This window comes from Mesorhizobium sp. WSM4808, assembly GCF_055811675.1.
The window spans coordinates 44,950-71,621 of sequence record NZ_JBVVQX010000012.1; the positions used below are offsets into that span (position 1 = coordinate 44,950).

Sequence of the window (26,672 nt, forward strand, 5' to 3'; positions counted from 1 at the left end):
GAAAATCAGAATACATTATCCAATTTTCCCCAGATATCACCTGCCCGGCAACGTCGCGGCAGCCATGACGAGGATTTCCCGTGGGCCTCATCGCTCCCCGTCTTGACGTCATCAAGCCAAGCCCCAGCATGGCGGTCACCGCGCGGGCAATCGAAATGCGCTCGGCCGGCATCGACGTCATCAGCCTGAGCGCCGGCGAGCCGGATTTTCCAACGCCTCCGCACATCGTCGAGGCGGCCTACGAGGCGATGCGCAGGGGTGAAACGCGCTATACGGCGGTCGACGGCACCGCCGCGCTGAAGAAGGCGGTGGCCGGGAAATTCAGGCGCGAGAACGGCCTCGACTACAAGCCTTCGCAAATCAGCGTCGCGGGTGGCGCAAAGCAGATCATCTACAACGCCCTGCTGGCAACGCTGGCCCCCGGTGACGAGGTGGTCGTCCCCGCGCCCTATTGGGTTTCCTACACCGACATCGTCCTGCTCGGCGAAGGCAAGCCCGTGGTCGTTCCTTGCACGGAGGCGCAGGGCTTCAAACTGACACCGCAAGCCCTGCGAGCCGCGATCACCGGGCGCACCAAATGGCTGCTGCTCAACACGCCTTCCAATCCGACTGGCGCCGTCTACAGCCCCGACGAACTTGCCGGCCTGGCCGGGGTGTTGCTCGATCACCCGCATGTGCACGTTCTGACCGACGACATCTACGAGCATATCCTGTTCGATGGACGTACCTTCCATACCATCGCCGGCGTCGAGCCGAGGCTGAAGGACCGTACGCTGACAGTGAATGGCGTGTCGAAGGCCTATGCCATGACCGGCTGGCGGATCGGCTATGCCGGCGGGCCGGAACCGCTGATCCGCGCCATGGCCACCGTGCAGAGCCAAAGCACGTCGAACCCGTCATCCATCTCGCAGGCCGCGACCATTGCCGCACTGGAAGGTCCCCAGGACTTTCTTCGCCCTCGGGCGCTCGAATTCCAGGCTCGGCGCGACCGCGCTCTGGAGCTGCTGCGCAAGATTCCCGGCCTTACCTGCCAGACGCCCGAGGGCGCCTTCTATCTCTATCCCAATTGCTCGGCCCTGATCGGCCGTCGTCGCCCCGACGGCACTCCCATCGGCAGCGACGATGATTTCTCGCTTTACCTGCTCGATCAGGCGCGGGTCGCGGTGGTGCAGGGCTCTGCCTACGGGCTGTCGCCGCATTTCCGCATTTCCATAGCCACGTCGATGGATCTGATCGAAAAAGCGATCGGGCGAATCGCCAAGGCTGTCGAAGCGCTGCGATAGGGTCGGCGATGGATCTCGACTTCGTCCAGAAGCTGATCGAATTTGTCTCGCGTTCGCCCATTGCCGAACTGGAGATCGAGCGCAATGGCGTTCGCATCCGCATGTCCAGGCAGATGGCGCCGGCGCAATCCGCGTCGCAAGCGCAATCTGCGTCGCAGTCGGGGCCAGCCGCCGTCCCTGCCGTCTTCACAAATCCGGCTTCGACATCTCCGCCCATCGCACGCTATTCGATCCGCGCGCCGCTGACGGGCGTGTTCTACCGCTCCGGCACCGAAGGTGAACCGCCGCTCGCTTCGGTTGGCGATGTGGTCGTGGAAGGGCAGAAGGTTGGTGTCCTCGAAGCCATGAAGACGTTCAATGTCGTGGAATCCGATCGCGCTGGGCGGATCGTCCAGATCGCGTTCGACGACCATGCCGCGGTGCAGTCCGGCGATGTGCTGTTCGTTCTCGAAGATTTGGGCTGAGGCGATGTTCGACACCGTCCTCATCGCCAATCGTGGTGAAATCGCGCTGCGCATCCTGCGCGCCTGCCGCGACCTCGGATTGAAGACGGTGGCGGCGCACTCGGAAGCGGATGCGAGCCTTCGACATGTCGCGCTGGCGGACAGGGCGATCTGCATCGGACCGGCGGCCGCGACGGAGAGCTATCTCAACATCGCCGAGATCATCGCGGCCGCGCAACTCACCGGCGCGGGCGCGATCCATCCGGGCTACGGCTTCCTCTCGGAAAACGCCGCCTTCGCCGAGGCTGTCGAGAATGCCGGCCTTGCCTTCATCGGGCCGTCGGCGGCGGCGATCCGCACCATGGGCGACAAGGTCTCCGCCAAGCGCACGATGATCGCCGCCGGCGTTCCCTGCGTTGCGGGCTCGGAGGGGGCGCTGCCGCAGGACGAGCAGGCAGTGCGCGCCATTGCCGAGGCCATCGGCTATCCGGTCATCGTCAAGGCAGCGGGCGGCGGCGGCGGGCGCGGCATGCGCATCGTGCGCGAGCAGCACGCCCTGATGGAAGCCGTTTCAATGGCGGTGAAAGAGGCGGACCGGGCCTTCGGCAACCCGCAAGTCTATCTGGAAAAATTCCTCGAGCATCCGCGCCATATCGAGATCCAGATTCTGGCGGACAAGCATGGTAGGGCGGTCTGGCTCGGCGAGCGGGATTGCTCCATGCAGCGCCGCCACCAGAAGATCATCGAGGAGGCGCCGGCGCCCGGCATCGCCCGCGAGGCGGTTGCCGAGATCGGCGAGCTGTGTGCCCAGGCATGCCTGACCATCGGCTATACAGGCGCGGGCACATTCGAATTCCTCTACGAGGACGGGCGCTTCTCTTTCATCGAGATGAACACCCGCGTGCAGGTGGAGCATCCCGTCACGGAACTTGTCACCGGCATCGATATCGTGCGCGAGCAGATCCGCATCGCCCGGGGCGAACCCCTGTCGTTCAGCCAGGAAGACATCCGCATCCAGGGCCACGCCGTCGAATGCCGCATCAACGCTGAAGATTCATACAGCTTTCGCCCGCATCCGGGCCGGGTCGAGCGCTGGACGCCGCCCGGAGGTCCCGGAATCCGCGTCGAATCGCATCTCTACTCCGGCTACACCGTGCCGCCGCACTACGATTCATTGGTGGCCAAGCTGCTGGCGCATGGCGTGACGCGAGCCGAGGCGATCCGGCGCATGAGTGGCGCGCTGGGCGAGATGGAGGCCGTCGGCATCGCCACCAACGCGCCGCTGCACGGCCTCCTGATGGACGAGCCCGGCTTCGCTGCCGGCGGCTTCGATATCCATCATCTCGAACGTCTCATTGAAGGCGGTCTGCTCCAGGGACGAGGCGGCGATGACGGTTGAGGAGATCGAAAGGCTGGCCGCCTGGTGCGCTAGCGCCGGCATCGGCGAGATCGAAGTGTCGGAGGCCGGGTTTTCGTTGCGCTTGCACATGCAATCCGTTGTTGCCTCGACACCCCCGGTCGAAGCCCTGAAGGCCGAAACGGTCTTCAAGGGCGTGCGCGCGCCCGGCGTCGGCGTGTTCCGTCTCGATCACCCAACGACCGGTCGTCCGATCGCCGAACCTGGCCAGACGGTTCGCAAGGCCGAGACGGTCGGCGTCCTGCAGGTCGGCCCATGCCTGAAGGCAATCGTTGCGCCGGCAGACGGTGTGCTGGGTGCAGCGCTGATCGAGGACGGAGCGGTCGTCGGCTACGGGACGCCGCTCTACGAGCTGGTGTGAAGCAAGGCGACGGTTCGAACCACTGAGGAAAGCGCCATGGCGGCCCAAGGATTGCAGGTCGATATCAATTCCGACATGGGCGAGGGTTTTGGAGCCTACAGGCTCGGCGACGATGCGGCGATCCTCGACATCGTCAGTTCAGCCAATGTGGCCTGCGGCTTTCATGCCGGCGACCCCGAGATCATGGCGGCCACGTTCTCGATGGCGCGCGACAAGGGCGTCGCCGTTGGCGCGCATCCGAGCTTTGCCGATCTGTGGGGGTTCGGACGCCGCATCATCCCGCATTCCATGGATGAGATCGAAAGGCTGGTCGCCTACCAGATCGGCGCGGCGCAGGCGCTTTCCGCCTATGCCGGCCACCCGATCCGCTATGTGAAGGCGCATGGCGCGCTGGGCAACCTTACCCAGACCGACCGTGGCGTTGCCGAAGCGGTGACGCGCGCGGTCAAGGCCGTCGATCCCGGCCTGATCTGCCTGTCCATTGCGCTCGGCTTCCAGGACAGGATCGCGCGCGACGCGGGCCTGACGGTCAGGTCCGAAATCTTTGCCGACCGCGCCTATACGGAGGAAGGCTTTCTTGTCTCGCGCAAGCTGGAAGGCGCTGTCATCCACGACGCCGAGAAGGCGGCAGAACGGGTCGTGCGGATGGTCAAGCAAGGCGCCATCGAGACGCTTTCCGGGCAGATGCTGCAGACGCCGATCGATTCGATCTGCGTCCACAGCGACACGCCGGCAGCCGTCGCCATCGCCGCGCGCGTTCGGCGACGGCTGGAGGCGAGCGGCGTCAGGGTCAGAGCGTTCGCGGCCTGAGCACGGCCGCGTCCGTTTCAGAACCAGACGTCGCTGAGGCGATGCCCGCGTGGATAAGGGTCTGTCGGGTCGAGGCCATATTGGCCGATGCTGGTGATCCAGGCCTGTCCGGCGATGGTGACCACGACAGCGTCGCGATCGCCGAGGCGCGTATTGGCGATCACGCGGGAATCGAAATGGGTCCCGATGATCGATCTGTTGCGGAACAGCTCGCCCTTGGCGATCTGCCCCTTTGCCGACATTACCGCCAGCCGCCCGGTGGTGCCGGTGCCTGTCGGCGAGCGGTCGAGCCTGCCATGCAGGCACACCGTGCCGTTGACGCTTTCCACGCGCCCGTCGACGCGCTCGATCGGACCTTCGAAAATCACGTTGGACACGTCGCGGATCTTCGGGTTCTCCGGATGCACGACCTCGAGCTGTTCGTTGACCGCCTTCTTGATGCGTTGGCCCATCAGCGACATCTGGTGGGCCTCGTCGGGTGTTATGGAAAAGCCGAGTGCGCGCGCATTGACATGGGCGAAAGTCATGCCGCCATAGGAGGTGTCGACGGTGATCGTGCCGAGCCCTTCCACCTCGACATGCGTGTCGAGGTGGAGTGCAAAAGCCGGTACATTGGTGAACTCCACCTGCTTCACCTTGCCGTTCTCGCAGAGACAGCGCACCTCGATCATGCCGGCCGGCGCTTCCATGCGCAGCAATGTCTCAGGCTCCTTCATCGGCACCATCCCCGTTTCCAGCGCCACTGTGGCGACGCAGATGGTGTTTGAGCCAGACATGGGCGGGTATTCCGTGCTTTCAATTATGACGTAGCCGAGATCCGCCGAGCGATCGCAAGGCGGCAGGATGATGTTGCCGTTGACGTAGGGCGCACCGCGCGGCTCGAACAAGAGCAGCCCACGAATGTCGTCCATATGCGCTTCGAGATACTCCTTCTTTTCGAACATGGTCTTGCCCGGAACGTCCTTGACGCCTCCGGTGATCACATTGCCGACTTCGCCCTCGGCATGGCAGCCGACGACCGTGAATGTTTTCGTCCAGCGCATTTTTCTCCTCCTGTGATTGGTCTTGGCCCTGGCGATACCGATTCAGACCGCGTCGAGCCCTCGTTCGAGAAAACGATCGAGTTGTTCCATTTCCTGGTGCGATAGGACGATACCGTCGCGCTCCGACGTCTCGCGGGCTAGGAACCGCCTTTGCGAGGGCAGGCGCGCACCCTGGCCCAAGATCGCCTCGAACAGCGCTTCAGCACGGCCCAGCGGATTGCCGGGCCGGCCGGCGGCGAAGGCTTTCGGCGAGAAAGCGATGACCAACTCTCCGTGCGACGGATAAAGCGTCGTGGTGCCAAGCAGCTCGAGCGCCTCGGGGCTGGTCAGGTCGCCGATCATGATCCCGGCGAGCAGCTCGATCATCGTCGCGATGGCGGAGCCCTTGTGCCCGCCGAAGGGAAGCATGGCGCCCGCCAAGGCAGCTTCGGGATCGGTCGTTGGCCTGCCGTCCGAATCCATGGCCCAGCCTTCCGGCAGCTTCTTGCCGGCCCGGCGGTGGAGCTCGATCTCGCCGCGCGCGGCAACCGAGGTCGCGAAGTCGAAAACGTAGGGAGGCTGCTCTTCTCGCGGCCAGCCAAAGGCAAAAGGATTGGTGCCCAGCAACGGTCCGTTGCCACCGGTCGGAGCGACGGTGGCATAGCTCGGGCACATGGCCAGGCCGGTCAGGCCTGCCTGTGTCAAAGCTTCGACATCCACCCAAAGGGCGGAAAAATGCACCGCATCGTTGATCGCGAGTGCGGCAATGCCGCACGACCGTGCCCGCTCGATCAGCACGGGCAGACCCAGTTCGAAGGCTGGGTTGGCGAAACCATGCTTCGCATCCACTTTGACGAGGGCGGGAGCGTCTTGCGGCAGCAACTCGGGCAGCGCGTCCGGTTTTACCTTTCCGGCCTTGATCGTCCGCAGGGCGCCTTCGATCCGGTAGATGCCATGCGACTTGCAGGCATCGCGTTCCGCCGCGACGATGACCCTTGTAATGGCGCTGGCCTGAATGGGGTTCAGTCCGGCCTTGCGGAAAATTGCATCGACGCGCTCATGCAGGGCATCGATGGTGATCGTGGTGTTGGTCATTTCTGGCCTTCGGGCTTGGCTGCGCGCAAACGCTGCCTTTAAAAATCCAGACCACCGGCAAAGGCTCTTAGATCCTGTGCAAGCAAAGCGGGCTGCTCGAGGGCTGCGAAATGACCACCGCGCGGCATCGCTGTCCACTGGCGGATGTCCTTGAAGACGCGCTCGACCCAACTCCTTGGCGGCATCGGCAATTCCTTGGGAAACAAAGCCACTGCAAGCGGGACGTTGATCGCCGTGCCGGGCGCGAATGCAAGCGGACGGGCGCGCGTTTCCCAATAGAGCCGCATCGACGAAGCGACGGTCCGGGTGAACCAGTAGAGCGAGATGTTGGCGAGCATGTCGTCGCGCGAAAAAGCGGCGTTGGCCAGATCGCCATCGCAATCGCTCCAGTCGCGGAATTTTTCGATCATCCACGCCGCCAGTCCGACCGGCGAATCCGTCAGCCCGTAGGCAAGCGTTTGCGGGCGCGTCGCTTGAATATGAGCATAGGCGCCATGAAGATCCGCCCATCCGGCTTTCCGTTCCAGGAAGGCGCGTTCTTCCAAGCTCAGGTCGCCATCCGGGCCTGGATCGTGAGGAGGTGAGTATGAGCCGGGGATGAAGTTCAGATGCACGCCGGCGAGACTGTCTGGATACGCGTGCGCCAGGCAGGTCGACACGCCGGCGCCCAGATCGCCACCTTGCGCGAGATATCGTTTGTAGCCGAGACGGCTCATCAACTCGGCCCAAAGGTCGGCGACGGTGAACAGGTTGAGACCAGGCCTGGTCGGTCGGCTTGAAAAGCCATAGCCGGGAATCGAGGGGGCCACGACGTTGAAGGCGTCCTCCTGTCTTCCGCCATGCGAAAGCGGATCGGTCAGAAGCGGGATCAGCCTGTGAAATTCGAAGACGCTGCCTGGCCAGCCATGGGTGAGTATGACCGTTCTGTTGGTCGCCACAGCGGCACGCGCATGGATGAAATGGATGGTTTCGCCGCCGATATCCGTCTGGTAGTGCGGATGGATGTTCCAGGCGGCTTCCTGCTTGCGCCAGTCGAAGCCGGTGCGCCAGTGCTGCATTAGTCGGCGCAGTTCCTCGTGCTCCGTTCCCTGCGCCCAGCCTATCGCCTGCAACTGGTCCGGCTCGCGCCAGGTCGAGATGCGCTTCTTCAAATCGTCGATTTCAGACTGGGCAATCTCGATGGTGAAGGGGCGAATTTTCATGGAGTCCTCTGCTCGCCGGCCATAAGGTTTCGGGCGGCGATAAAGTCGTGACTTTGCTGCCGGTTCGCGCGAAGCGCTTCCGTCGACGCTTCTATCGAGACCGCTGAGAAACGCAGGCGCGCGCCGACCGGCGCTTGCGCCAGCCGCCAGAGGTCAGCTTCGATCACCGTAGCGATCTTCGGATAGCCGCCGCAAGTGTTGGCATCGGCAAGTTGGATGATCGGTTGGCCGGACGGCGGCACCTGGACTGTGCCTGGTACGATGCCGTGCGAGAGCAATTCGAGCGGTGAGAGGAGCGAAAGCGTCTCTCCAGCAATGCGATATCCCATGCGGTTGGCGTCGTTGGTGATGCGCCATTCGCTGCCGGCGAAGGCCGCCTGGGCCTCCGGCGTGAAGGCGTCGAACTCGGCGGCCGGCAGAACCCGCAATTCGATTGCCGAGGCCAAGGCGTCCGCCGCGCCTCGTCGCTCCTCCAGCGCTGCGCCGATGCCGCCCGCGGGAAGGCGGCATTGCGCAGGTTTGAGCGCAAGCCGGTCACCGCGCGACAGGCCGCGTCCAGCGAACCCGCCGAAACCGCCTTTCACATCCGTCGCGCGCGACCCCATGACGGGCGGCAGATCGATCCCGCCGGCAAAGGCGATGTAGGAACGAGCACCGGCGCGCGGTGCCTCGAGGACAAGGGTCTCGCCTGCGCGGATCGTCATGGCCCACCAGGGCGGGCAGGGCCGGTCGCCGATGCTGACGGCGCAATCAGCGCCGGTGATGGCGACGGCGGTGTCGATATGCGCGCGCAGCCGGAACGGATGAAGCGTGACCTCGATCCCGGCGGCCGAAGGATCATTGCCCAGCATGAGATTGGCGATCGCCAGTGCCTGCTTGTCCATGGCGCCGCCATGGCTGACCCCCAGCGCCAGATGACCGGGCCGGCCGAGATCCTGGACCGTGTTCGGCAGGCCGGTGGTGAGGATCTCGATCATGCCTCGATCCCTGCAATTGCGAAGCGAATCTTGTCTCCGGGCCTGAGCAGCACGGGCAATTCCGCTTCGGCCTTGAACAGCTTCACGTCGGTATGGCCGATGATGTGCCAGCCGGACGGCGCGGTCATCGGCATGATTCCCGCCTGCGCGCCACCAATGATGACGGCGCCCTCAGCGACTTTGAGGCGAGGCGTGCTGCGCCTTGCCCAGGCAAGCAGCGGGTCGAGACCGGATAGATAGGGAAAACCCGGCATGGCGCCGATGGCGGCGACGGTGTAGCGGGCCGCCGCGTGGCGCCTGACGGTCTCGTCGACAGACAGGCCGCAATGCGCGGCCCAGCCGGTGAGATCCTCGCCGCGCGCGCCGCCGTAGTGAACGGGAATCGTATGATGCGTGCCGGTCACCGGGTGGGCATCGGTGGCGGACCAGAGCGACATCAGTTGATCTCCGACGCTGTGGGCGTCTGTGGCGAGCGGGTCAAACACCACCAGCAGGTTGTTCATGCCGGGAACGGCCTCGCGCACCCCTTCGAGGCTCAGCGCGGCATTCGCTACCGCCCAGACCAGTTCCTGGGTGGCATCGTTGAAAGCCCCCTGCATTCCATCGAGCAGCAGCGCGCCCGATCCCGCAAGACTGATGTGGGGCGTACCGACAACCATGGGCGGTCAGTCCTTCACCGGCACCGTATAATTCAGGATCAGACGGCCGCCGTCCGGATAGATGGTCTGGCCGACAATGTAGGAAGCGTCGTCGCTGGCCAGGAAGGAAGCGACGCTGGCAATCTCCGATGGCTCGCCACAGCGGCCGCTCGGCGTGCGCGACAGGATGGTCTGGCGCTGCGCTTCGCTGGCCATGACCGAGCTCTTGACCATGTCGGTCAGGATGGTGCCGGGGCCGATGGCATTGACGCGGATATTGTGCGGGATCAGTCCGACGGCCATCACCGCGGTCAATTGCTTGATGCCGCCCTTGGACACGGCATAGGCGACGGAATTGGGGATGGCCAGAATGGCGTTGATCGAGGACATGTTGATGATCGAGCCGCCGCGTCCCTGTGCGATCATGGCTCTTGCCGCGGCCTGCCCGAGCAGGAAGGGCGCCTTGAGATTGATCCGCTGAACCAGGTCGAACGCCTCCTCGGGGAAGTCGACGAAATCGTCCAGATGGATGATGCCGGCATTGTTGATGAGGACGTCGACGCCGCCGAATCGCTCCGTGGCCTTGGCAACAATATCAGCTGCCATTTCCTGCGTGCATTCGGAGAGATCCGCCGATAGCCATGCGGCACGCTCACCAAGACGTTCGGCATGCTCGCGCCCGCGATCGGCCTGTATGTCGACAAGCACCACCTTGGCGCCATCGGCATGAAAGCGCTCGGCGCAGGCAAGGCCCAGGCCTCGTGCCGCCCCGGTGACGATCACGACTTTTCCTGCGTGCTTCACAACCCAATCCCTTTTTCACAATACGCATTTATGGATATGTTATCCAATCTATCTTGAACTTCGACGCCATTGCAAGCCCCGGATAAGTGGATCTGTTGGGTCGGTTCTGCAGCTGTTTGCCGTTCCTAAGCCACTTTTGGCTTTTTTCTGCCAACCATCTTAAGCCGGTTGACTCCACTGAATTAATTGTGATTGGATATTATATTCATAAAGTGACGACGGCGAGGAGTGTAGGCGATGGCGGATGGATCTCAGGAAAGCGAACTGATCGACGCGTTCCGCGCCCTTGCGACGGCGTTGATCAGCGACAATCTCGCTCGTGTCCCCGGGGCTGTCGGGTTACGGCCGTTTCATCGGGTGAGCGGCGTCATGGCGGGGAGGGCGCTGACGGTCAGGACCCGCCCCGGCGACAACCAGTTCATCCATCGTGCGCTCGATCTGCTGCAGCCCGGCGACGTCATTGTCGTGGACGGCGGTGGCTATGAGGGGCGCGCGCTGGTCGGCGAAATCATGACAAGTGTCGCGGCTTCGCGCGGCGCCGCAGGCATTGTCATCGACGGCGCCATTCGCGATGCCGGTGCCATCGGCCGCAATCCGTTCCCATGTTTCGCGCGGTCGGCCATCCATCTCGGACCTTACAAGGATGGTCCGGGAGCCATAAATGTTCCCGTCTGCATAGGCGGCATGGTCGTCGGTCCTGGCGACATCGTCGTCGGCGACGAGGATGGCGTCGTGGCATTTCCAATCGACGGTGCCGCGGCCTTGCTGGCGGCCGTCCGGGCGCAGGAAGCCCGCGAGGCCGAGATCATGCAGAGCATCCAGGAGAACCGTTATCAGGGAGCCTATGCCCGGGCTTCAAGCGGCAGTCACTGATCTGCCGGGTCAGTCCTTGCCGGTGACAATCGTGTGGCCGGCTGGCGATCCTGCTCAACATAACCGCTCCGCAGCTAACCGAGGGGCGAAACAATGCATTTCGGGCACGCCGCCTGGATGCACCAACAGGGGAAAATGGAGAGAATTGATGGTTGTTTCCTTCAAGAGGCTAGCTTGCGCCACCGCCCTTGCCGGGCTGGCTCTGACCACGATGGCCGCGGCTGCCGACATCAAGATCGGCATCGTGGCCCCCATGACTGGCCAACTGGCCAGTGAAGGGCAGGATATGGAGAACGCCGTGAAGATGGCGATCGATGCCGTCAACGCCAAGGGCGGCGTAAACGGCGACAAGATCACTATCACCACCGCCGACGACGCCTGCGATCCGCAACAGGCGGTGACCGCAGGCAGCAAGCTTGTCTCGGAAGGCGTGACCGCCATCGTCGGCGGCTACTGCTCGGGCGCCGTCTTGCCGACATTAAAGATCTATGGTGACGCCGGCATTCCGTTCGTCATCATCGGAGCGAACTCGACCAAGCTGGTCGCCGCCAATCAGGGCAATGCCTTCCTCGCCAATTCGACCGGCGACATGCAGGCGACGACAGCCGTCGAACTCTTCAAGAAGAATGGCTACAAGAAGTTCGCGTTCGTGGACGAAGGCGATGCCTATTCGTCCGACCTGGCCAAGTTGACCGCCGAAGCTTTCAAGAGCGCTGGCGGCGAAATTGCCGCCAAGGAGACCACCACGGCCGGCGAGCAGGACTATTCGGCGGTCGTCACCAAGATCAAGTCGAGCGGCGCCGATGCTGTCTTCTGGACCGCCTACCATGCCGGTGGCGCTCTGCTCACCAAGCAGCTCCGGCAGGCCGGGTTCCAGGGCGGCATCGTGCTGGGCGACGGCAACAATTCACCGGAATATCTGGAGATCGCCGGGTCGGCCGGTGAGGGCGTGTACCTGTTGTCTCCGCCGACTGTCGACCTCTTGTCCGGCGCCGCCGACTTCAAGGCCAAGTACAAGGAAACCTATGGCCGCGACGCCGGCGCCTATGCGGCGCTCTCCCACGATGTGGGCGACCTGATCGTCGATGCGATCACGCGGGCCAAGTCGGCGGATCAGAAAGCGATCATCGAGGCGCTCAAGGCGAGCGATTTCAAGGGCCTCGCCGGTGAAATCAAGTTCACCGACAAGAACACGCTCCAGACCTCGAACTTCCGCCCGGTGATTGCAAAGGGCGGCAAGTGGGTGGCTGTCGAATAAAGGCCAACCGGATTGATGCCGAGGCAGGCCTTGTGGCGGCCTCGGCGTCACCGCCGATTGTCTGGTGCGCCGACGCTGCGCCCAGACAAGACTTTTTCAATTCTGCCCTGGAGCATCAATGACGCTCGACCTGCTTATTCAGCAACTGGTGAACGGTCTTATCGTCGGCTCGTTCTATGCCCTGATCGCGCTTGGCTACAGCATGGTCTTCGGCGTCATCAAGCTCCTGAATTTCGCCCATGGCGACATCTACATGAACGGCGCCTTCGTCGGCCTCATCGTGTTCTCCTTTGTCGGCATATGGGTCGGCAATGGCTGGCTGGGCGTGGTCTGCGCCCTGCTTGTGTCGATGCTGGCTGTCGGCTTGCTCGGCGTCATCATTGAACGCTTCGCCTATCGGCCGATGCGCAATGCGCCGCGCCTCTCCATCCTCATCACGGCGCTTGGTGCCTCGATGGTGTTGAACGGCACGGCACTCGCCCTGACCGGCGGGCGGCATTACGCCTTCAACACCGACCTCGGTTTTGCCGGTGTCGACATTTCCACCGTTCATATCACCTACACGCAGATGGTTCTGGTGGCCGCCTCCATTGCTCTTATGGCAGGCATGCAGGCCTTTGTCTCCCGCACCATGTACGGCAAGGCGATGCGCGCCGTGTCCATCGACATGGGGGCGAGCCGCCTGATGGGCATCGATGTCGACCGGGTGATCGCCTTGACGTTTTTCATGGGCTCGGCGCTCGCTGCCGGCGGTGGGGTCATGGCCGGCGCCTATTATGGCAGTGTCCATTTTTTCATGGGCTTCATCATGGGGCTCAAGGCCTTCACCGCCGCTGTCATAGGCGGGATCGGCAGCGTGCCGGGCGCCATGCTCGGGGGCTTGCTGCTCGGCCTGCTCGAGGCTTTCGGTTCGTCCTTGCCCTTCGTCGGATCGGAGTGGCGTGACGTCTTCGTTTTCGGGACCCTGATCCTGTTCCTTGTGTTCAAGCCGACCGGCCTTCTTGGACGCTCTGTCGTGGAGCGGGTGTGATGATCGACGAAGTCAGAACCATGCCGACCGCCGTGCAACCGCAATTGATGCGCTGGTCCGTCGTGCTGCCCGGCCTGACGGCACTCGCCGTCGCGCTGGTGTTGCCGCAATTCGCCAACGGCTATGTGACGGAGGTGGCAACCACGGCGCTGCTCTATGTCGTTCTGTGCCTCGGCCTCAACATTGTCGTCGGCTATGCAGGCCTGCTCGACCTCGGCTACGCCGCCTTCTTCGCGGTCGGCGCGTACACGTCAGGCATCCTGACCGCCGAATTCGGGTTCAATTTCTGGCTCACCATCCCGGTCGCCATGGCGGCAGCCTGCGTGGCTGGCATCATCATCGGGGCTCCGACATTGAGATTGCGCAGCGACTATCTGGCGATCGTGACGCTGGGCTTCGGCGAAATCGTGCGCATCATCGCCCGCAACCTCGACATCACCGGTGGCGCGAGCGGACTCATCGGCATCGAGCGCCCGGAGATATTCGGCTTCAGGTTGATGCAGGTGCAGCACTTCTACTATGCGTTCCTGGTGCTTGCGCTGCTCACCGCCTTCGTCTGTCTGAGCGTCGAGCGATCGCGAATGGGACGAGCCTGGTTCTACGTTCGCTACGATGAGGACGCCGCCGCTGGCATCGGCATCAACCGTGTCACGGCCAAGCTGCAAGCCTATATGATGGGCGCTGTGATCGCTTCCGTGGCCGGATGCCTCTACGCAGCCAAGATGACGGCCATCTCGCCGGAGAGTTTCACCTTCAACCAATCGCTGCTCATCCTTCTCGGCGTCGTCCTGGGCGGCATGGGCCGCATTCCCGGCGTCGTCCTTGGTGCTGTTCTCGTGGCCCTGCTTCCGGAGGTGCTGCGCGGCGCGGGGACCTATCGTCCGCTGGTGACTGCGGTTGCGCTGCTGGCAATCATGCTCTTCAGGCCGAACGGGCTGTGGCCGGACAAGCGAGTTTGACCATGGCGCTGCTGGAAGTCCGCGATCTGCGCCTCAGTTTCGGAGGACTGAAAGTCCTTCACGACATTTCGTTCTCAGTTGAGAAAGGCGCCATCAACAGTCTTATCGGGCCGAACGGGGCCGGCAAGACATCACTCTTCAATTGCCTGACCGGCTTCTACAAGCCGAAGGGCGGCTCGATCAGTCTGGGCGGCCGGCCAATCACCGGCTTGCCGCCGCATCGCATCACCGCGCTCGGCCTCGCCCGTACGTTCCAGAACATCCGGCTGTTCAAGGAAATGACCGTTCTGGAAAACGCCATGTCCGGCCAGCATTGCCGCAGCCGCCACGGCATCATGTCGGCGATCCTGCACTTGCCGGCACAGCGGCGCGAGGAGGAGGCGATCCGCGCGGCTGGCATGCGCTGGCTCGATTTTGTCGGCATCGAGCAGCATGCGCATCGCCGTGCCGGTGGTCTTTCCTATGGCGAACAACGGCGGCTCGAACTCGCAAGAGCCCTGGCGTCGACGCCCGAGCTCATCCTGCTGGACGAGCCCGCCGCCGGCCTGAACGAGCGCGAGAAGCTGGACCTTGTGCACCTGATCCGCCGCATCCGTGACGAAACCGGTGTCACCGTCCTGCTGATCGAGCACGATATGGGCCTGGTCATGCAGGTGTCGGAGAAGATCGTGGTGTTCGACTATGGGCAGAAGATCGCCGACGGACCGCCGGAGGCCGTGCGAACAGACCCCAGGGTCATCGAAGCCTATCTCGGCACGGAGGAATGATGGACGCCGAAATCGTTCTTTCCGCGGACCGCATCGTCGCGCGCTATGACGGCATCGAAGCCCTTCATGGTGTCAGCCTTTCGGTCAAACGCGGCCAGATCGTCGCCCTGCTTGGCGCGAATGGTGCGGGCAAGAGCACCACGCTGCGCACGCTGTCCGGCCTCGTTGCCGCATCCTCCGGATGTGTCCGCTTCCTGGGCGAGGACATAACCAAGGTCCCTGCCCATCGCCTGCCGCATCGCGGGCTCGTCCACGTCCCGGAGGGAAGGCGTATTTTCGGCGACATGACGATCAAGGAGAACCTTGACCTGGGCTCGTTTACGCTTGCCGACGACGCCGAGCGCCGCAGGCGGCTGGATCATGTTTTTGAGCTCTTCCCCATCCTTGCGCGCAGACAGAATGGCGATGCAAGGAACCTCTCGGGAGGCGAGCAGCAGATGCTGGCGATCGGCAGAGCCCTCATGGCCGCGCCCAAGGTGCTGTTGCTCGACGAGCCTTCCATGGGTCTGGCGCCGCAACTGATCAAGGAAGTCATGAACATCGTGCAGCGCCTCAATCGTGAAGGCGTGACCATCCTGCTTGTGGAGCAGAATAGCAAAGTCGCCTTGAAATTCGCCGACTACGGCTACGTTCTCAAGGCTGGACGCGTTGTTCTTGAGGGACCAGGCAGCGATCTCGCGAGCAATGAAGCGGTTATCAGCGCCTATTTAGGTGGCGTCGCTGCTTAGCTGGCTAAGCTGCCAACGCCCGGATTTTTACAAAATGAGGCCGCCGCTCCAGTCCAGCCCCTAACATATTGATTTGTGCAGGAAGCACTGACCCTCAGAGACTAACATAATCATTATTTGTCAACAGGTTACGAAGCGGTCCGCTCAAATCGATTCAGGAAGCTGATCCAGCCATTTCGCTGACCGAATTTATCTCAAGCCGAACGGCGGCTTTGCGCCTCAAGTCGGTCATTAAGACCAGCTTCGCCGTTTCCCGAAAGCGACATCATCGGACTACGCTGGCTTAAGATAACTGTGCCTGTAGACGGACGGCGGCGACAGGATGAAAAGCGCTTGCGCCTGCTTGGTGGCGGAACTGTTGCGGAAGGTTTGGAGGCGTCTTGGGTCGAAGGTCATGGCGTCGCCTTCGAGTAGGACGACCTCAATTGATGGCGCAGGCTGAGCGTAAAGGAATGGGTCGTGGCCTGTGAGAGCAAGACGAGCGTCGAGTTCCAGGAACATCCGTCGTTGATTTGCGTTTGCTCTCCGAGGTTAGACGTTTTCAAACCGAAGGAGAACGGTGTCATGGACTGGAACCGCGTGGAAGGAAACTGGAAACAGGTGAAAGGCAAGGTCAAGGAGCAGTGGGGTAAACTCACGGATGACGACCTTGACCGCATCGCCGGCAAGCGCGATCAACTCGAAGGCAGGATCCAGGAGCGTTATGGCCTCGAAAAGGACCGTGTGCGGCGCGATATCGATGACTGGTACGGTCAGCAGGGCTGGTAAGCGCGTGAGGCCCGGGCCGCGGCCAATTCCAAGACGCGGCCCAACAGTTGAATTTTGCAGCAAGGATTTCGTACTGTGTCAGAAGATATCTCTCGCAAGCAAGAGCAACGGGGGACAAGAAGGATCGTCATGTGGGCGATCGCAGTTATCGCTGTGATTTTCCTTGTTCTGCTGGCCACATTCGTGTTCGGCCCACTGGTATGATTTTCGTCGCGATGGTTGAGCTGTCTACAGCAAGATCCGGGGATGATCGGGCTTTTGAGGGCGCTTGCAGCGGTCACCGGGCCGCGTCTTGCGGCGGCAGCAGGCGCGGATGAGCCGACAACCCGTCAGGCTGATGCCATCCGCGCTGCCTTGGGTGGCAGGCGTATCCGCGGCGGTCGTCATTGTTCCGGTGGTTTGCGCCATCAACTTGGCCCGCGGCGACAATCTCCGGGAAACCACCATTGCACAGGCCATCGGGGGCGACCCTGACCGGGCCGTCCCGGCAATGATCCGCAACGGCTGTGGCGGATGTCACGAAATCCCGGGAGTGCCCGGCGCCCGTGGCACCGTCGGTCCGTCCCTGCAAGGCGTCGTCGAAAGAGGATATACCGGGCCGTCGCGAGCCACCCCGGATGCGATGATGCGCTGGATCAGCAGGGCGCGGGACGTTGACCCGAAGACGGCCATGCCCAATACAAATCTGTCGCCTCAAGAGGCGCGCGACATTACCGCCTATCTCTATGCGCGAACATGAGGCTCGCTTAAGTCGCCCTACGGCGCAGGCGTCTTGCCAGCAAAAGCAGCAGGCCAAGCATCAACACGGCGGCGCCCGCTACAAGTGATTGAACCGCCAGAATGATGATTGTCTGGCTGGTTGTCGTTCCTGCCCGCATCTGGCGTACATCGGCCGCGGTGACGCTGAGGTCGGGATTTCCGAACCGCGCGGTGACGTAATTTGCAAGAGCTGCCACCTGGCCATCATCCAGCCAGCCGCCGAAGGCCGCCATCGATTGACGCCCGGCCACGTCACCAGCTTTTACGCCTTCAAGGATGGTCATGACGACATCCTCGGGCGTGGCCGCGCCGGGGGTGCTGTTACTGGTCAAGGACCGATAGGATCCGTCTGATGATCCGCCTCCGTTCGCCCCATGGCACGTCGAAAAGAGCGATCGATAGAGATCATCGCCGGTTGCGGTTCCGCTGCCTTGCGTCATCCCTTCGGTTCCAGCATCGCCGTCGGCCGCGGCCGCGGCCGCGTTACCCCATGTGAAACGCGGCTGCTTCTCGTCTCCCGGTTGGGCGGGCACGTCCCTGAGATAGGCGACAATAGCCTGGATGTCGTCGTCGGAAAGATGCTGCAGGCTGTTCATGACCGTTTCCGCCATCGGCCCGCCTGCGTAGGCCTTCCCGGGCACGACGCCGGTTTTGAGGAATCGAGACAACTCTTCGTTGCCCCAGCCGCCGACGCCTGCGATCTTGTCGCTGGTGATGTTGCCAGATGCCGGCGGTGCCGCCGGCAAGCTTGTGGTCTTCATCCATGCCGAACGTCGCATTCCTTGGCGTGTGGCAGGCACCGCAGTGGCCGAGCACCTCGACAAGGTAGGCTCCCCTGTTCCATGCGGCGGTCCGGCTCCGATCAGGCGTGAAACTGCCGCTTTGGAGGTTCGTGAGCTTCCACAGCGCAACCGTCCAGCGCTGGTTGAATGGAAAAGGCAGAATGTTTCGCGGCCGCGGCTGGGAAATCGGCGGCTGCGCAAGGAGATAGGCCCGGATCGCAAGCACGTCCTCGCGGCTCATTGCGGCGAAGCTGTCATAGGGCATGGCGGGGTAGAGATCGGCTCCGTCGCGCCTGATACCTTTCTGGACGGCTCGCACGAACTCGTCCGCGGACTAGCGTCCGATGCCCGTTTCGAGATCTGGTGTGATGTTGGTCGAGTATACATCGCCGAAGGGTGTCGGCACGCGATAGCCTCCAGCGAAGGGGCGGCTCGGATTGGACGTGTGACAGCCGATGCAGTCGGCCGCTCGCGTGAGATATTCACACCTCTGGATTTCGCTCGCCCGCAGCTCGGTGCAAAGCGCCAACGACGACCGCCCGAGAAATGACGGCTGGGAATGGAATGCCCGTGGCAGGCCAAAGCGCGTACCGGCGGCGGATGGCCAATCTCCGCGTCTTTGGCGTCGTCACAGTTCGCACCCGCTGAAGATCAGCCCTGCCACCACTTGCGCCAGCAAGATGAGCGTGAACAGCGCCCCGATCCCACCGAAGTCCTGGCAAGGAACGCGCGCGTGCGCGCCTTCCGGGGCGGGATCGTACCATGCCCGCGGTCATGAACGGCGTGCCACGACAGGAGCGTGCCTGCCAGGGCGACAGCGGCGCCTATCAATGAGAACAAGGCAGTGGGACGAAAGCCGGCATGGCACTGCCAGGATGCAATGGAGTAATCGAGCTGCAGGGCTATTGCCCATGCAACTGGCCCGCTGACCAGGCCTGCCCAGGAAACGCCGGTACGGATCGCCTGCATCTCACATCCTCGGAGCCCAATAGATAACAAGATAGAGCACGACCCATGAGACGACGACGAAGTCCCAGTAGAACGCATTGTCCGAGACGTCGCTGAAGCGGCGGCCCGCCTTGCCTTTTTGCGTGAACATGAGAACTGCCAGGACGATCGTGTCGCCGACATCGGTAAGAAGATGCGTGGTATGCAGTCCAAGCAGGAACCACACGATCGATCCGTAAGCGTTCTGATCCCAGGAAATCCGCAGAGCCGGAAATTCCCAGATGCGAACGATCAGCGGAAGAATCCCGACGACCGACATGACGACCATGCCAAGGCGAACTTTCGCGAGATCCTGGCGACGCGCCCAAAACTCGATCAGGTGGTTGGGCACGACGCTCGCAACCAGAATGATCAACACTGCCGTGCCCGGCAGCAAATCTGGCGCCGGGGCTCCGATGGGCCAATGCCGGGCCAGCACGGCCAAATAGAAGTAGGTGCCTATCGCCAAGGCAAAACCTGTTGCCTCGAGAGCAATGAAGGCAAGGGTTCCCCACCACATCGGGCTCGCCGACCCGAAATCATATGTGGGCAGGTGGCTGACGTCGGCGACGGGACGGTGCCTCATTCCTCGTCCTCCGGCTCGCCTTTCGGCCAGAACCAACAGATGAAGCCGATCGAAACCGGGATCGCTCCCCAGACCACCGCCCATGGCGTGTATATCGAACGGAGAAATGCACCGCCCACCGCAATGGCCGACAGAAGCGGCCAGATGGAGTTGTCAGCCGATGGCACCCTTAGTTGCGGCACCGCATCGGCGACCGTGCCGGCGAGCACCTCGCGTGCGTCGACACGCAGACCCTCGACCACGGGAAGCGTATCGGGCTCGGCCCAAAGCGGTTCGAGGTGAGTTACCACGGGCAGCCGCGAAAAATCGTAGGAGGGCGGCGGCGACGTCGTCGCCCATTCGAGCGTGCTCGCGCCCCAGGGATTGTCTCCGGCAATGCGGCCGTTGCGAAGGCTGAGCAGGAGGTTCAGGAAGAAAAGCGCAAAGCCGGCGAACACCACCAGTGAAGAGAGGCTGATGAAGAGGTTCATCTCGCCCCAGCCGCTCGCCGGCGGATACGTATAAACGCGGCGCGGCATGCCTTGCAGACCGAAAATATGCATGGGGAAGAAGGTGAGATTGAACCCGAGGAAGACGAGCCAGAAATTCCAGCGGCCGAGCCTCTCGGACAGCATGCGTCCGGTGATCTTGGGAAACCAGTAGTAAACGGCGCCGAGCAGGGGGAAGACGGCGCCCCCGACCAGCACATAGTGGAAATGGGCAACCACGAAATAGGTGTCGTGTACCTGCAGGTCGAGCGGCACCGAGGCGACCATGACCCCGGTCAGGCCGCCGATCACAAAGGTGAAGATGAAGCCGAGCACGAAAAGCATGGGCGTGGCGAAGATCGGCCGGCCGCCCCAGATCGTCGCAATCCAGCAGAAGATCTGAATGCCGCTCGGAATGGCGATCATCATCGAGGAAGCGGTAAAGAAGCTTTCGCCGAGCTGCGGCAGGCCGGTAGCGAACATGTGGTGCACCCACAGGCCGAAGGAAAGAAAACCGATCGCGATCAACGACAGGACGATCCCGAGATAGCCAAAGATCGGGCGGCGAACGAAGGTCGGCAGGATCGCGGAGACGAAGCCGGTCGCCGGAATGAAGATGATGTAGACCTCGGGATGGCCGAAGAACCAGAACAGATTCTGCCACAGCAGTGCATCGCCGCCTGCAGCGGGATCGAAGAATTTCGTGCCGACCAGGCGGTCCAGGATCAGCATTGTGCTCGAGACCATCACGGCCGGCATGGCGAACAGGATGACGAAAGCCGTGACGAGGACGGACCAGACATAGAGCGGGATGCGGTCAAGCGACATGCCGGGAGCACGTTGTTTGAACACTGTCGCGATGATCTCGACCGCTACCGCGAGCGCGGACACTTCAGTGTAGGTCACCATCTGCGCCCAAAAATCGGGGCGCTTGCCGATGCCATATTCGGGTCCGGCGAGCGGTACGTAGGAAAACCAGCCGGCATCCGCACCGGTTTCGAAGGCGAAGGCGATCCAGATCATCAGCCCGCCGGAAAGATAGACCCAGTAGCTGAATGCATTGAGCCGCGGAAAGGCGACATTGCGAGTGCCGATCATCAGCGGCACCAGGGAAATGGCGAAAGCTTCCATCACCGGCACGGCGAACAGAAACATCATCGTCGTGCCATGCATGGTGAACAGCTGGTTGTAGAGATCGGGGCCGATGTGGCCGGCCTCAGGCTGGGCAAGCTGGAAACGCATGGCGAGCGCTGATAGACCCGCAAGGATGAGAAACAGGAAAGCCGTCACGATATAGCGCCGTCCGATCAGCTTGTGATCGACCGTGACCAGCCAGCCGTAGAAACCTTTCGGCGTTCGCCAGGCATGCCCCAGAAAGGCGCGCAGTCTCACCTCTTCGAGGCCGGTGTCACGGATGCCTTTCAGGCCCTCCTGGGTATGCTCGGCCGGCTTTCTCCCAAAGCCGCTCATTCGAGGCTTCCGAGATAGGCGACGACCGCGTTGAGATCGTCGGCGCTAAGGGCAATGCGCGGCATCTTGGCGCCGGGCTTTACCGACTGTGGATCGGCAATCCAGGCGGCGAGCGCGCCAGGGGTCATGGCCAGCGTATCTGCGGCCAGTGCACGTCGGCTGGCGAGATGCGTAAGATCAGGACCGACCGTTCCGCTGGCAGGCGTGCCTCTTATCGTATGGCAGAGCGCACAGCCGGTGAAAAGAAATGCCTGTTGGCCGCGGCGTTCTTCCTCGCCGCCAGGCGCGGATGCGACGGCGTTTTGCCTGGATTGCCATGCGTCGAACGCTTCGCGGCTTTCTGCGATGACGGTGATGGCCATATGGGCGTGCTGATAGCCGCAGAATTCGGCACACTGGCCACGATAGATGCCGGGCTTATCGGCGATGAGGGTAAGCTGGCTTGGCCGGCCCGGAATGAGATCGCGCTTACCGGCAAGGTTCGGCACCCAGAAGCTATGAATAACATCGAGCGAATCGAGTTCGACCTTGACCGGTTCGCCAACCGGGACATGGATTTCATTTGCCGTGACGATCGATTGCGAGGGATCATTACCGGCATACCGGACCTCCCACCACCATTGGTGCCCCGTGATCCGCACGGCAAGCGTTTCCGTTCCGCTCAGCGAAGCAATGGATTTGCCGGCGAAAAAACTCGCTATCGTCATCATGACGAGCACCAGAACGGTCAGCGCAACGGCGCTGCCGACAGCGCGGGTAAATCGGCGCTCCTGATGTGAATCGATCTCGAGCGGCGAGCGCGTTGTCTCGGAGAGGCGGCGACGCAAAAGCGCTGCCGCCAAGACCAGCATGACAAGCAGCCACGTGGCCGCCGCGACTGCGCTGAAAGACCAGATCAGATCAAGGATTCTCCGGGCGTTCGCACCGTGTGCATGGAGGGCCGATTGCCGATCGCCGCAACGTCGACGCTGCGCTGACCCACCTCAAACGCGGTTGCGCAGCCTTTCCCGGAACAATGCCAGTCAGGATTTGCGTTGGACATGTAAAGGCAAGCGACATTTGCGGTCATGTCCGCCTGCGAGAGCGGGCCAACGGACTCATGCACCTCGCCATGAAGGATCCACCATCGTTGCCAAGGCCATAACGCAGCTGGCTGAAAAAGGATGCTTGGCAACACCGCCCGGTGAAAACCGACGTGAAGCGGTGCGGGTTAGACGATGCGCAACTCCTGGGGAGCCTGATGCCGCCGGCTGCTCGTTTGAATCCAGAAAGCGACCGAGAGCAGTGCGGCTCCGCCATAGATCAGGCCAGCGGGAATCCACATGATCAAGCCTGCAAGTTGCTGGTCCTCGAGCGGGCTGAGCCCCCACAGATCCGAGCCGACGGCATTAGCCGGATACCACAGCTTTGGCGAGACGACGAGCAAAACCCCGAGCAGCCCGGTGTGGAGCGAGGTGAAGAAGAGATGCATCACCGCATTGCCGCAAGCGTGCTCGCGGCCAGGGCGAGGCAGCAGCACCCACCAGAACAAAAGCCCGGTACCGAGGAAGCTCGCATGCTGGGCATAGTGCAGGAAACCCTGCTGGAGGGCAGCCTCGAACAGCGCCGGGACATGCCAAATCCATATCGCGGCTCCGTGCAGGACGGTCGCGACCACAGGGCGGCTGATGAACGACCAGATCGCCCGAAGCGTATTTGCATGTCCGGCCGCTCCGAATATCTGGCGCAGCTGTACCGGCAGTGCCCACATCATCGCCGCTGTCGGGCGGGAGGCAACCAGCAGAGGCGCTGCGACCGCCATCAGCAATTCATGCTCGATCATGTGCGCCGCAAACACATGTTCGCCCAACGGATGGATCGGGCTTACAAGGGCGAACGCCAGGACGGCCCAGCCGGCAGCAAACTGGAAGTCCTGCCGTGATCGCAAGCGACGTCCGCGTCCGCTCCGTCGCCACAGTCGGCTGGCGCCCGCTGTATAGAGCGACACGACTGCCAGGAGCGGCAACGTGATGGGAAGCGCCAGTGTCCAACCGGCTTGCGGGGCGCCGTTGCCATAGCAGATCGAGGTCGAAAAGAGCGCGTCGAAGCTCATGATCCGCATCCGTCAGCCGGAAGAGCACCGGAGCTCCGGTTCATCTGGAAAGATCCAGATTGAAGCCACTGAGGCGCTGTTCTCACCTCCGTGCCTCTAGGCGTCCATCATCGATTTCGCCGGCTCCCGGGCGATGTTTTCTTCTATGCGTTCGTGTCCCGGCGTCCGCGGCAGGGCCTGGCGGAAGTTCTTGGCGTAGTCTGCCGGCATTTTGGGCGGCATCAGCGGCTCATAGGCATCTACCAGCGCTTCGATCACGACTGGGCCTTGCGTGGCGAAAGCCTGGTCGAGAACCGTCTCGATCTGATCGGCCCGCTCGATGCGAAAACCCTTTGCGCCCATTGCTTCCGCCGCCATGGCAAAATCGATCGGCTGCAATTCGCAACCGAATTGCGGATTGCCCAGAAACATCATCTGCTCCCAGGCGATCTGATTGAGCATGTTGTTCTTGATCACCAGAACCTTCAGCGGGATCTTGTAGCGCACCGCCGTCGAGAATTCGCCAAGCTGCATGGCAAAGCCGCCATCCCCGACGATGGCGGCAATCGGTCGACCGGGGAACGCGATGCCGGCAGCGATGGCGTAGGCGAGACCGCAAGCCATCGACGCCAGCGATCCGGACACCCCGAATGCCTGGCCGCTGCGAAGATCGACATGGCGTGCGGCCAACTCCGTGTTCTGACCGGAATCCGTGGCCAGCACTGTGTCGTCGGCCAATCTTTGTCCGAACGCCCGGGCAATCGCTTGTGGCTTCAAGGGTTGCGCCTGCATGTCTTCCGACTGCCGCATCATCTCGCGCCATTTTCTCAAGGTCTCCTGGGAACGGTGCAGGAATTCATCGGAGGGCTTCTGCGTCAGACGTTGGTTGAGCGCGCGCAATGTCTCGGCCGCGTCGCCGACAAGGCCGGCCTCGACCGGAAAGCGCAAGCCGATCCGCTGCGCATCGCTGTCGATCTGGACGCCACGGGCCTGCCCGGGCTGCGGGTAGTATTCGATATAGGGAAAGGTCGAACCGACAATCAGCACCGCGTCACAGCTCTCCATCGCCTCTTGCGAAGCCAGGGTTCCAAGAATGCCGATCCCGCCGGTGGTGTAAGGATGGTCGTCCGGCAGCACCGCCTTGCCCAGCAAGGCCTTCGCGACAGGCGCCTGCAACAGGCGCGCCGTGTGTTCGAGTTCGGCGGCCGCGCCGATGGCGCCGCGTCCGGCCAGGATCGCAACCCGCGAAGCGTCATTGAGAATGGCGGCGGCTTTGTCGAGCTCAACCTCCAGCGGTACGCTGTGACCGGCGAACATATCCTGCGGCGTGTGCGCCGGGCGATTGCGCTTGGAGCGCTTCGACGGATCGCTCTCCTGCTCCTGGATGTCGCTGGCAATCGAAAGATGGGCGACGCCCTTGCGCGCCAGCGCGGCTCGGCAGGCAAGGCTGGCGACGTTTTCCATATGCGCGGCGTCGGCGACATGTGCATTGTAAACGGAGACATCGTGGAACACGCGCGTCAGATCGACATCCTGTTGCGTGAACGTCTCGATCAGATCGTGGAACTGCATGCCCGTAATCGCCAGCACCGGAGCCTGGTCGAGCTTGGCGTCATAGAGGCCGGTCAGAAGATGTGTTCCGCCGGGACCGGACGTCGCAAGGCACACGCCCAGCTTTCCTGTCCACTTGGCATACGCACATGCCATGAAGGCAGCCGACTCTTCATGCCGGACCTGAACGAAGGCAATCTTGTCGCGCCGCGTCCGCAACGCTTCCATGACGCCGTTTATGCCGTCTCCCGGCAAGCCGAACACCACCTCCACGTCCCAGGCGACGAGCGTATCGATGAGAATTTCTGCTGCATTTGGCATGTCGGGGTAGCTCCGGTGGATGGTGTCCGAACCGGTGAATCCCGAGTTGGTTCCTTCGTCACAATAAATCGTGGAAGCGATCTTCCAGGAGCGGTCTATTCGATCTGCTCAAACGTGCATTGCCGTGGCGCCTTGTCGGGGCGCCAGCGCAGCAGTTTGGTGCCGTGGCGGAACCGATTGCCGGTAACGTGGTCGAAGCGGACCTCCACCACCAGTTCAGGCTGCAAGGATTCCCATTGTCCGCTGCGCTCCGTGCTCCAGCGGCTCGGGCCGCCGGGCGCCTTGCCGGTGAATCCGGGCTCTGACCGCAGCCCTTCCAGCCGGCGCGTGAGCGCTCCTCTGTCGGTCCTGGCAATGGTCGACGTGAAGCCGACGTGATCGAGCTTGCCGTCGTCATTGTAGAGGCCGAGGAGCAGCGAGCCAACCTCACGACTGTCCGCGAGATAACGGAAACCGCCGACAACGCAATCGGCGGTGCGCCTCGGCTTTACCTTCACCATCGCACGTTCGCCGCACAGATAATGCTCATCAAGCACTTTGGCCATGATGCCGTCGGTCGATGCATGGCCGGAGCCGTGTAGCCATCGAGCCGCCGTGGCTGCATCATAAGTGCACTTCGACAGGCGAAGATCTGGACTGTTCGAGGAGGTCACCAAGTCCTCGATCGCTCGCCGCCGTTCCACAAGTGGCTTGCCCGTGATGACCTCGCCGCCCGGCCTGGCAAGCATGTCGAAGAGGATCAGACTGGCAGGCGTCTGCGAACTCAGTTTGCGGATTCTGCTTTGTGCCGGGTGAAGGCGCATCTGCAGCGCCTCGAAGGAAAGCTCACCGTCAACCTCAATGACAATCTCGCCGTCGATGACGAAGTGCCCGCGCTTGAGGTCACGCAAAATGTCCGTGATTTCCGGAAAATAGCGGCCGAGCGGCTTGCCGGATTTGGCGCGCAGGTCAACGGTGTCGTCGCTCTTGAAAGCCAGGCAGCGAAAACCGTCCCATTTGGGCTCGTACTGCCAGCGGTTTCCATCCCGGGGGATTTCATCGGCAAGCTTGGCCTCCATCGGAGACGTGTCCAGCGGGAGCGGGAAGGCGTTTATTGGTTCATGCACGGGTAGGCCTCCAAAACCGGTTCAGGAACGGCTCCGGCTTTTTTCAACTTCCAGGACTGGCACCGCGTTCCATCTGACGGTTCATGCCTGGTTCTTCGCGATGGGACATTTTCATTTGCCGCGGAACCCGGATGACG

Annotated in this window: 26 protein-coding genes and 1 pseudogene; 13 read left to right on the forward strand and 14 right to left on the reverse strand. The window is 62.5% G+C overall.

Features of this window, described 5'->3' with window-relative positions:
* Positions 1–80 precede the first annotated feature (80 nt).
* Genes AC0L2U_RS21360 through AC0L2U_RS21380 form a run of 5 tightly spaced genes read left to right on the forward strand, consistent with a single transcriptional unit; the run spans position 81 to position 4,314 of the window.
* Positions 81–1,283 carry a pyridoxal phosphate-dependent aminotransferase gene (locus tag AC0L2U_RS21360; RefSeq protein ID WP_127269418.1) on the forward strand — a complete coding sequence of 401 codons (1,203 nt, stop codon included), beginning with the start codon at positions 81–83 and terminating at the stop codon, positions 1,281–1,283.
* 8 nt (positions 1,284–1,291) lie between these two features.
* Entirely contained in the window at positions 1,292–1,747 is a 456-nt protein-coding gene (locus AC0L2U_RS21365) for an acetyl-CoA carboxylase biotin carboxyl carrier protein (protein WP_127809638.1), read from the forward strand.
* Between the two features lie 4 nt (positions 1,748–1,751).
* Positions 1,752–3,125: an acetyl-CoA carboxylase biotin carboxylase subunit gene (gene accC, locus AC0L2U_RS21370; protein WP_127809639.1), complete on the forward strand. Its 1,374-nt coding sequence runs from the start codon at positions 1,752–1,754 to the stop codon at positions 3,123–3,125.
* Positions 3,115–3,504, forward strand: coding sequence for an acetyl-CoA carboxylase biotin carboxyl carrier protein (locus AC0L2U_RS21375; RefSeq protein ID WP_473602636.1), 390 nt, complete (start codon positions 3,115–3,117; stop codon positions 3,502–3,504). Before accC ends, AC0L2U_RS21375 begins: the two co-directional genes overlap by 11 nt.
* Before the next feature lie 36 nt (positions 3,505–3,540).
* Entirely contained in the window at positions 3,541–4,314 is a 774-nt protein-coding gene (locus tag AC0L2U_RS21380; RefSeq protein ID WP_127809641.1) for a LamB/YcsF family protein, read from the forward strand.
* A 17-nt stretch (positions 4,315–4,331) separates the two neighbouring features.
* Here the strand turns inward: AC0L2U_RS21380 and AC0L2U_RS21385 are convergent, their stop codons facing one another.
* The 6 genes from AC0L2U_RS21385 to AC0L2U_RS21410 are packed head-to-tail and all read right to left on the reverse strand — an operon-like array spanning position 4,332 to position 10,052.
* Positions 4,332–5,357, reverse strand: coding sequence for a proline racemase family protein (locus AC0L2U_RS21385; protein ID WP_127809642.1), 1,026 nt, complete (start codon positions 5,355–5,357; stop codon positions 4,332–4,334).
* 42 nt (positions 5,358–5,399) lie between these two features.
* Positions 5,400–6,431 (reverse strand): Ldh family oxidoreductase, encoded by a 1,032-nt coding sequence (locus AC0L2U_RS21390; protein ID WP_473602670.1) that lies wholly within the window; start codon positions 6,429–6,431, stop codon positions 5,400–5,402.
* Between the two features lie 38 nt (positions 6,432–6,469).
* The gene (locus AC0L2U_RS21395; protein WP_128288149.1) at positions 6,470–7,633 is read right to left on the reverse strand and encodes an epoxide hydrolase family protein; all 1,164 of its coding nucleotides are present in this window, start codon (positions 7,631–7,633) and stop codon (positions 6,470–6,472) included.
* Positions 7,630–8,610 (reverse strand): 5-oxoprolinase subunit C family protein, encoded by a 981-nt coding sequence (locus tag AC0L2U_RS21400; RefSeq protein ID WP_128288150.1) that lies wholly within the window; start codon positions 8,608–8,610, stop codon positions 7,630–7,632. Before AC0L2U_RS21400 ends, AC0L2U_RS21395 begins: the two co-directional genes overlap by 4 nt.
* Complete coding sequence (gene pxpB, locus AC0L2U_RS21405; RefSeq protein ID WP_127322232.1) at positions 8,607–9,269, reverse strand: 5-oxoprolinase subunit PxpB; 663 nt, start codon at positions 9,267–9,269, stop codon at positions 8,607–8,609. The genes AC0L2U_RS21400 and pxpB overlap by 4 nt, the downstream gene beginning before the upstream one ends.
* Positions 9,270–9,275: 6 nt before the next feature.
* Positions 9,276–10,052, reverse strand: coding sequence for an SDR family NAD(P)-dependent oxidoreductase (locus tag AC0L2U_RS21410; protein ID WP_164873809.1), 777 nt, complete (start codon positions 10,050–10,052; stop codon positions 9,276–9,278).
* A gap of 237 nt (positions 10,053–10,289) precedes the next feature.
* On the opposite strand from AC0L2U_RS21410, the gene AC0L2U_RS21415 reads away from it, so the two are divergent.
* The 8 genes from AC0L2U_RS21415 to AC0L2U_RS21450 all read left to right on the forward strand — a co-directional run bounded on the left by AC0L2U_RS21415 (position 10,290) and on the right by AC0L2U_RS21450 (position 17,174).
* Positions 10,290–10,925 carry an RraA family protein gene (locus AC0L2U_RS21415; RefSeq protein WP_127396967.1) on the forward strand — a complete coding sequence of 212 codons (636 nt, stop codon included), beginning with the start codon at positions 10,290–10,292 and terminating at the stop codon, positions 10,923–10,925.
* Positions 10,926–11,073: 148 nt separating this feature from the next.
* Positions 11,074–12,183 carry a branched-chain amino acid ABC transporter substrate-binding protein gene (locus AC0L2U_RS21420; protein WP_127326424.1) on the forward strand — a complete coding sequence of 370 codons (1,110 nt, stop codon included), beginning with the start codon at positions 11,074–11,076 and terminating at the stop codon, positions 12,181–12,183.
* Between the two features lie 118 nt (positions 12,184–12,301).
* Positions 12,302–13,213, forward strand: a complete 912-nt coding sequence (locus AC0L2U_RS21425) for a branched-chain amino acid ABC transporter permease (RefSeq protein WP_023809510.1) — start codon at positions 12,302–12,304, stop codon at positions 13,211–13,213.
* Positions 13,213–14,172 carry a branched-chain amino acid ABC transporter permease gene (locus AC0L2U_RS21430; protein ID WP_245466214.1) on the forward strand — a complete coding sequence of 320 codons (960 nt, stop codon included), beginning with the start codon at positions 13,213–13,215 and terminating at the stop codon, positions 14,170–14,172. Before AC0L2U_RS21425 ends, AC0L2U_RS21430 begins: the two co-directional genes overlap by 1 nt.
* A 2-nt stretch (positions 14,173–14,174) precedes the next feature.
* A complete protein-coding gene (locus AC0L2U_RS21435; protein WP_127398881.1) occupies positions 14,175–14,939 on the forward strand; it encodes an ABC transporter ATP-binding protein in 765 nt (254 codons plus the stop codon).
* On the forward strand, positions 14,939–15,667 hold the full coding sequence (locus AC0L2U_RS21440; protein ID WP_127266690.1) for an ABC transporter ATP-binding protein: 729 nt from the start codon (positions 14,939–14,941) through the stop codon (positions 15,665–15,667). The genes AC0L2U_RS21435 and AC0L2U_RS21440 overlap by 1 nt, the downstream gene beginning before the upstream one ends.
* Before the next feature lie 564 nt (positions 15,668–16,231).
* Positions 16,232–16,435 (forward strand): CsbD family protein, encoded by a 204-nt coding sequence (locus tag AC0L2U_RS21445; RefSeq protein ID WP_128288151.1) that lies wholly within the window; start codon positions 16,232–16,234, stop codon positions 16,433–16,435.
* A 313-nt stretch (positions 16,436–16,748) separates the two neighbouring features.
* Entirely contained in the window at positions 16,749–17,174 is a 426-nt protein-coding gene (locus AC0L2U_RS21450) for a c-type cytochrome (protein WP_473602637.1), read from the forward strand.
* Positions 17,175–17,181: 7 nt separating this feature from the next.
* Here the strand turns inward: AC0L2U_RS21450 and AC0L2U_RS21455 are convergent, their stop codons facing one another.
* The 8 genes and pseudogenes from AC0L2U_RS21455 to AC0L2U_RS21490 form a co-directional block, all read right to left on the reverse strand.
* Entirely contained in the window at positions 17,182–17,940 is a 759-nt protein-coding gene (locus tag AC0L2U_RS21455; protein WP_473602638.1) for a c-type cytochrome, read from the reverse strand.
* A gap of 1,006 nt (positions 17,941–18,946) precedes the next feature.
* The gene (locus AC0L2U_RS21460; protein WP_128288175.1) at positions 18,947–19,549 is read right to left on the reverse strand and encodes a cytochrome c oxidase subunit 3; all 603 of its coding nucleotides are present in this window, start codon (positions 19,547–19,549) and stop codon (positions 18,947–18,949) included.
* Positions 19,546–21,486 (reverse strand): cytochrome c oxidase subunit I, encoded by a 1,941-nt coding sequence (gene ctaD / locus AC0L2U_RS21465; RefSeq protein WP_128288153.1) that lies wholly within the window; start codon positions 21,484–21,486, stop codon positions 19,546–19,548. Before ctaD ends, AC0L2U_RS21460 begins: the two co-directional genes overlap by 4 nt.
* A complete protein-coding gene (locus tag AC0L2U_RS21470; RefSeq protein ID WP_281040165.1) occupies positions 21,483–21,833 on the reverse strand; it encodes a c-type cytochrome in 351 nt (116 codons plus the stop codon). The genes ctaD and AC0L2U_RS21470 overlap by 4 nt, the downstream gene beginning before the upstream one ends.
* Positions 21,810–22,397 (reverse strand): annotated as a pseudogene (coxB, locus tag AC0L2U_RS21475) (cytochrome c oxidase subunit II); the annotation flags it as partial. The gene AC0L2U_RS21470 and the pseudogene coxB, both read right to left, overlap by 24 nt.
* A 299-nt stretch (positions 22,398–22,696) precedes the next feature.
* Positions 22,697–23,578 (reverse strand): cytochrome c oxidase assembly protein, encoded by an 882-nt coding sequence (locus tag AC0L2U_RS21480; RefSeq protein ID WP_292335222.1) that lies wholly within the window; start codon positions 23,576–23,578, stop codon positions 22,697–22,699.
* Between the two features lie 96 nt (positions 23,579–23,674).
* A complete protein-coding gene (locus AC0L2U_RS21485; protein ID WP_128288155.1) occupies positions 23,675–25,429 on the reverse strand; it encodes a thiamine pyrophosphate-dependent enzyme in 1,755 nt (584 codons plus the stop codon).
* 95 nt (positions 25,430–25,524) lie between these two features.
* On the reverse strand, positions 25,525–26,535 hold the full coding sequence (locus AC0L2U_RS21490) for an ATP-dependent DNA ligase (RefSeq protein ID WP_473602639.1): 1,011 nt from the start codon (positions 26,533–26,535) through the stop codon (positions 25,525–25,527).
* Positions 26,536–26,672: the final 137 nt, after the last annotated feature.

Bases quoted from the DNA above. Each gene is read 5' to 3' on its own strand.
- AC0L2U_RS21400 (WP_128288150.1), bottom strand. From the start codon at position 8,610: ATGATCGAGATCCTCACCACCGGCCTGCCGAACACGGTCCAGGATCTC.
- AC0L2U_RS21390 (WP_473602670.1), bottom strand. From the start codon at position 6,431: ATGACCAACACCACGATCACCATCGATGCCCTGCATGAGCGCGTCGAT.
- AC0L2U_RS21375 (WP_473602636.1), top strand. From the start codon at position 3,115: ATGACGGTTGAGGAGATCGAAAGGCTGGCCGCCTGGTGCGCTAGCGCC.
- AC0L2U_RS21365 (WP_127809638.1), top strand. From the start codon at position 1,292: ATGGATCTCGACTTCGTCCAGAAGCTGATCGAATTTGTCTCGCGTTCG.
- AC0L2U_RS21425 (WP_023809510.1), top strand. From the start codon at position 12,302: ATGACGCTCGACCTGCTTATTCAGCAACTGGTGAACGGTCTTATCGTC.
- AC0L2U_RS21430 (WP_245466214.1), top strand. From the start codon at position 13,213: ATGATCGACGAAGTCAGAACCATGCCGACCGCCGTGCAACCGCAATTG.
- pxpB (WP_127322232.1), bottom strand. From the start codon at position 9,269: ATGGTTGTCGGTACGCCCCACATCAGTCTTGCGGGATCGGGCGCGCTG.
- AC0L2U_RS21450 (WP_473602637.1), top strand. From the start codon at position 16,749: ATGAGCCGACAACCCGTCAGGCTGATGCCATCCGCGCTGCCTTGGGTG.
- AC0L2U_RS21385 (WP_127809642.1), bottom strand. From the start codon at position 5,357: ATGCGCTGGACGAAAACATTCACGGTCGTCGGCTGCCATGCCGAGGGC.
- AC0L2U_RS21445 (WP_128288151.1), top strand. From the start codon at position 16,232: ATGGACTGGAACCGCGTGGAAGGAAACTGGAAACAGGTGAAAGGCAAG.
- AC0L2U_RS21440 (WP_127266690.1), top strand. From the start codon at position 14,939: ATGGACGCCGAAATCGTTCTTTCCGCGGACCGCATCGTCGCGCGCTAT.
- AC0L2U_RS21460 (WP_128288175.1), bottom strand. From the start codon at position 19,549: ATGAGGCACCGTCCCGTCGCCGACGTCAGCCACCTGCCCACATATGAT.
- AC0L2U_RS21420 (WP_127326424.1), top strand. From the start codon at position 11,074: ATGGTTGTTTCCTTCAAGAGGCTAGCTTGCGCCACCGCCCTTGCCGGG.
- AC0L2U_RS21415 (WP_127396967.1), top strand. From the start codon at position 10,290: ATGGCGGATGGATCTCAGGAAAGCGAACTGATCGACGCGTTCCGCGCC.
- AC0L2U_RS21485 (WP_128288155.1), bottom strand. From the start codon at position 25,429: ATGCCAAATGCAGCAGAAATTCTCATCGATACGCTCGTCGCCTGGGAC.
- AC0L2U_RS21435 (WP_127398881.1), top strand. From the start codon at position 14,175: ATGGCGCTGCTGGAAGTCCGCGATCTGCGCCTCAGTTTCGGAGGACTG.
- ctaD (WP_128288153.1), bottom strand. From the start codon at position 21,486: ATGAGCGGCTTTGGGAGAAAGCCGGCCGAGCATACCCAGGAGGGCCTG.
- AC0L2U_RS21480 (WP_292335222.1), bottom strand. From the start codon at position 23,578: ATGAGCTTCGACGCGCTCTTTTCGACCTCGATCTGCTATGGCAACGGC.
- AC0L2U_RS21380 (WP_127809641.1), top strand. From the start codon at position 3,541: ATGGCGGCCCAAGGATTGCAGGTCGATATCAATTCCGACATGGGCGAG.
- AC0L2U_RS21395 (WP_128288149.1), bottom strand. From the start codon at position 7,633: ATGAAAATTCGCCCCTTCACCATCGAGATTGCCCAGTCTGAAATCGAC.
- accC (WP_127809639.1), top strand. From the start codon at position 1,752: ATGTTCGACACCGTCCTCATCGCCAATCGTGGTGAAATCGCGCTGCGC.